The organism is Flavobacterium caeni (assembly GCF_900101895.1).
Taxonomy (GTDB): domain Bacteria; phylum Bacteroidota; class Bacteroidia; order Flavobacteriales; family Flavobacteriaceae; genus Flavobacterium; species Flavobacterium caeni.
Genome location: NZ_FMVF01000027.1, coordinates 9133 through 11534, shown reverse-complemented (window position 1 = coordinate 11534; position 2402 = coordinate 9133). Strand labels below are relative to the sequence as shown.

2 protein-coding genes are annotated in these 2402 nt (G+C 37.6%); both read right to left on the bottom strand.

Annotation, left to right across the window (positions count from 1 at the left end):
• Positions 1-536: 536 nt before the first annotated feature.
• Complete coding sequence (dinD, locus tag BLP55_RS15630; protein WP_091146958.1) at positions 537-1388, bottom strand: DNA damage-inducible protein D; 852 nt, start codon at positions 1386-1388, stop codon at positions 537-539.
• Positions 1389-1604: 216 nt separating this feature from the next.
• Positions 1605-2285, bottom strand: coding sequence for a fibrobacter succinogenes major paralogous domain-containing protein (locus BLP55_RS15625; RefSeq protein WP_091146955.1), 681 nt, complete (start codon positions 2283-2285; stop codon positions 1605-1607).
• Between the last annotated feature and the right edge of the window lie 117 nt (positions 2286-2402).

Sequence of the window (2402 nt, the reverse complement as noted above, 5' to 3'; positions counted from 1 at the left end):
TAACGTTTCGCGCATTTGCGTGGTCGCGTCAAAGCGAAACGAGTTCTCTCCGCCGAAGATAAACAAAGTTCGTGAAACTGAAACGTTCCGGCCGCCAAAAACCAGCGATCACGTAAATGCGCTGTTATAAGAACCTTGCGGCAAAGCCTTTGACAACGAGTGTTTTGAAATGATCTTCTACGAAGACGTCAAAAAATGATTTCCCATAAAAGGAAATCATTTACAAAATGCTCCGGTCGAAAAAATTATGGACTGAGCAATTTGCAAAAAGCTTTTGTCAACGAAACTCATATAAAAAACCTTCGGCATGAGAATCATATTTCAAAAATAAAGAAGGAGAATTGTTATTTCTAAATCAGCGGTTGGTAGCTTATGGGGAAAACCAAGGTTCTTATAACGTTAGGCCGCTTCACGACGTTGCGGATCAAAGCGAACTGAGTTCTCTCTGCCGAAGATAATCTTTCTTCGTGAAATAGAGATTTCCGGTGACGAAAATGTCCGCAATGGCTTGAAACGGCGGTTAGCGGAAGGTGTATTTATTTTTTCCCTTTTGAAGGTTTCTTTTTAGTTTCCTTCAAAACTTTTTTCTCATCACCATCTAATTTTCGCTGTAATTTTTTTACATCTTCAGCTGGCGGAAGATTTTCAGGAACAATACCTCGATTTGTTAACATCGTTCTTACTGCAATATTATTATCGACGTGTTCTTTTTCAATACGCAATTGACCTTTCAAATCTTTACTTTGTACATTCAATCCAGTCATTTCTGCAGCTAAATCTTTTGCTTTGATACTAATTGTTGGTAGAAAATCAGCAACAGGTCTGTTATCTGGAACACCCATTTTCTTTTTTAGCATTTGAGTATTAATTCGAAATAGCGCTTGATCTCCTTTGCTACGAATAATGGCAAAACCTTGACTGTCGACACCTCTTTCGTAAATAATTCCAGAAAGCTGCTTTTCAGTTTGGCTTAATTTTTCACGTGCTTTTACTCTTTCAAATTCGAGTAATCTTTGTTCGACCATTTCCGCACGTCGAGTTTGAACAGCAAAGTAATTTTGAGCGAATGCAATTTCCTCTTTTCGACTGTCTCCATTTTGTGCAATTAGATAACATGCGTATCTTGTTAATGCGATATCATCGATAGCTCTTTCAGAATTAGAACCAATCTCAACCATCTTCCTGATGTCGGGAAAATGGTTTTCTACAGACTCTCCAGCATTTTTACAAGCATCTTTTGCTTTTTGAATTACTTTTTCAAAATTTTCCCATTTGCTATATCCGAGTAGCTCTTGTAATTCACGCGCACTCCAACACTCAACTCCTTCAAGTTGTGAAGTTGCTGCTTCAAATTTCAGAAATAGATTTTTTATTTCCTCTGATTTCATTTCGATTTTTTTCAAATTTATTGAAAATCAGCCAATGTTCTAGTGGAACTTTTAACGGGTTTTCAACACTTTCCGCTAACGTTTCGCGCAGTTACGCAGGAGCGGAAAAGCGAACTGAGTACTCTCTGCCAAGATAAAACTTTCTTCGTGAAAACCGAACGTTCAACTTACCGAAATCCAGCTCTTGCTTAACTGCGCTGTTAGCAGAAGCCTGTCTTAATCTTTAACACATCGCACAGCAAATCCAATATTTTTATCTGAATATTCTACTATGCATTGTGGTGAATATCGTTCAACATAAAAATTATAGGCTCGGTCGTCAAATGGTGCAATCTCGGTCTCGGTCCACCATGAAGTGGCAGTACCTTTGTCGCTAAAGCTACTATCCTTTCGATAGCCGCCAGCTAAGGCTGAGAAACCACTGCTGTTTGTTGCTCCAATATTTGGTAAATTCCATAGTGATAAAGACTTCATGGCTCCTCCAGCAACATTTGGGCCTCCTAGATAATCTCGTAAGTTTGCAAATTCAATTTCTGTCGGGATATGCCAGCCTTCAGGTGCTAAACCGCGCGGGTCATTTACTGCATACCAATTGTATAGCTTTCCATAAATTACACCATTTGCTGTAATATTTTCATAGTAGCACCAGGCACCTGAAGTTGTATTCCACCATTGAGAAGTATTTTGTATCTGAGGAATTAAATCACCATTTCGATAACGGCTCACTCCAAGATTTTTCGTCATCCAAATTTGATTTCCAATATTAACTTCACTGTTTGTAATAGGAACACTTGGCCGGTCAGTTGCTGAATTAGAATTTTTTTGGGATGTATATTCATCATTTGAACAAGAATGTAAAATTGAAAATATAGCTACCGTAAGAAGTAAATTTTTCATATAATATCAAAGTTTTTAGTCAGCGTGGATTCAAGACCTTAATGCAACAAAGGTCATTTAATAAAAATCTAAATTAGTTTAATTTTTTTATTCTCGATCTTTTTTCTTTCGCGTTTC

What these genes read in the sequence shown, in the direction of transcription:
- dinD (WP_091146958.1), bottom strand. Translation starts at nt 1,388, where the DNA reads ATGAAATCAGAGGAAATAAAAAATCTATTTCTGAAATTTGAAGCAGCA.
- BLP55_RS15625 (WP_091146955.1), bottom strand. Translation starts at nt 2,285, where the DNA reads ATGAAAAATTTACTTCTTACGGTAGCTATATTTTCAATTTTACATTCT.